Source organism: Isoptericola sp. BMS4, assembly GCF_011634835.1.
Lineage (GTDB): Bacteria > Actinomycetota > Actinomycetes > Actinomycetales > Cellulomonadaceae > Isoptericola.
In genome coordinates this window covers 1-2218 of record NZ_SIRP01000003.1, presented here as the reverse complement: position 1 = coordinate 2218, position 2218 = coordinate 1, and the positions used below count along the sequence as shown (strand labels likewise).

Annotated in this window: 2 protein-coding genes; both read left to right on the top strand. The window is 61.4% G+C overall.

What is annotated here, in order from left to right; translation table 11 throughout:
* Positions 1–196: 196 nt before the first annotated feature.
* Positions 197–1585, top strand: a complete 1389-nt coding sequence (locus EYB28_RS20190; RefSeq protein WP_205711069.1) for an RHS repeat-associated core domain-containing protein — start codon at positions 197–199, stop codon at positions 1583–1585.
* The gene (locus tag EYB28_RS19520; RefSeq protein WP_166852878.1) at positions 1578–2018 is read left to right on the top strand and encodes a hypothetical protein; all 441 of its coding nucleotides are present in this window, start codon (positions 1578–1580) and stop codon (positions 2016–2018) included. Before EYB28_RS20190 ends, EYB28_RS19520 begins: the two co-directional genes overlap by 8 nt.
* Positions 2019–2218: the final 200 nt, after the last annotated feature.

Genomic DNA, 2218 nt, shown 5'->3' with positions numbered 1-2218 from the left:
GTGTGCGACGGCGAAGAGTGTGTCGGGGTTGGGTGGTCCGGCGAAGTTGTGGACGGATTACTCGTATGACCCGGTGGGGAACCGCACCGGCACGACCGAGCACACTGCTTCGGGGACCCGGACGGCGTCGTACGCGTACCCGGCTGCGGGTGGGGCTCGTCCGCATGCGGTGTCAAAGGTGACCGAAGGTACGGCGGTGAGCAGCTTCGCGTATGACGCGTCCGGGAACACCATGACCCGGGACGTTGCCGGCGAGGCCGCGCAGAGCCTGTCCTGGGACGTCGAGGGCGAACTGACGAAGGTCACCCAGACCGGGGAGGCGGACGCGAGCTTCGTCTACACCGCGGACGGGGATCGGTTGTTGCGTCGTCAGGGTGGTGCGACGACGGTGTATCTGCCGGGTGGGCAGGAACTCACCCTGACCGCGGGCGGTGCGACGAGGGCGACCCGGTACTACACCTGGGCCGGGCAGACCATCGCGGTGCGCACCGGCACCACGTTCGACGACGTGTCCACCCTCGTAAACGACCACCAGGGCACCGCGAGCATGTCGGTCACGAACGTGTCGGCGCAGATCTCTCGCAGGTATCAGACGCCGTTCGGTGAGTCTCGTGGTGCGGTGCCGGGGTCGTGGTCGGGGGATCACGGGTTCCTCGACAAGCCGGCCGACGCGACCGGGCTGACGGCGGTGGGTGCCCGGTACTACGACCCCACCCTGGGCCGGTTTATCAGTGTGGATCCGGTAATGGACCTGACCGATCCTCAGCAGTGGCACGGGTACGCGTATGCGAACAACAACCCGGTCACATGGTCCGACCCGACCGGCTTGCGTCCGGAGGCGGGGAATGGGTTCCGTGACACGGCGGCGCAGAAGAAGGCCTCGGTGCGGCATATGGCCCGCAACTGGACCCCGCCGAGGCCGAAGCCGCCCGTCGTTATTCAACCAACTGGTAGGTCAGCTGATCGCAGTGGATATGCTGGGGGATTCACTGATAATTCGGTGTCCGGCAGCAATTCGAACTATCCCGCTAAGGAAGCAACTGGCCGGAAGAAGAAGTTGACTCAAGATGAGATTGAGGCTAACCAAAGATACTTGGCATGGCAGCAGCAGTTTCGAAATGAACATCCGGGCTGGTCTGGTTTCTTGGGGGTCACCGACAGTATCGAATGTCGCGAAGGTGATGGTGGTGCATGCCTCTGGCAGGCCGCTAACGGCGCCCTCATCGGAGTCGGTGTTTTCGCAAGGTCCGGGCTGGGCGCCAGGGCAGCGACGGGTGGCCTCGCGGGGGAACGATCCGCAATTGCTGGATCGCGGTTGGTCAAGGGCAAGTTCCCGCGTACAGCGGACAAGAATGCAGTATTGGTGCGACGGGGTGGTGACGGTCGCGTGACCAACTATCAGGTCTACGATGATGGCGGATTGCCCGTCAAGCGTGTTGATGTGACAGGAAGATCGCATGGTGGCGTCGAAACTCCGCACGTGGTTGAGTACGAGCGTCACGTTAGTCCTACGGGAGAGGTTTTCGTTCGCCCAGGCCAGAATGTTCGACCTGCGACGCCTGAGGAGTTGATGGGGCTTGAATGAGGACGGATGGAGCGACCTGCCGAGGTTTGCCGAGTGGCGCGCAAGGTTCAGCCCGGCGCCTAATGCAGATTCTTATCTTGCTGAGCATCTTGATCTCACATCGGCAGTACTCTTTGCTCGCCTCATGTTGCCGAATTTTATCGTGGTGCGGGATTGTGTCCTCATCGAGGACAAATTTGACGCAGCGCGGTTCGACGAATGGATGGCAACGACAGGTAATGACAGGATTGCGGTCGAGCGGGTAACAAACCATCTTCATTTGTGGGACATCTTCGATCCTGACGGTGCAGTCGAGGAGTCTGCATTGATCGAACTGGCGGAGTCTATCGCCGAAAGTTGGCGATCGCGTGGAAGGGCGATGTTTCCTGACCGGGAGTTCCATAGCGAAGTTACTGATGAGTATGGGCCGACAGTCGTGATGCATAGCATCTAGCGAGCGAACGCCTTGCGCTCGGCAGGCTTTCTATTGTTATCTAGTGCTTTAGTCGCTTGATCGAAGTTCACAGTCATTCGCGGCGGCCGTCCGGTGGCTGATGGTGCTCCGGGGCGGGACACACAGTGTTTCGACTACGACGGGTTGCGGCGGTTGACGTCGGTGTGGACGCCGGCTGGTGGGTCGTGTGCGACGGCGAA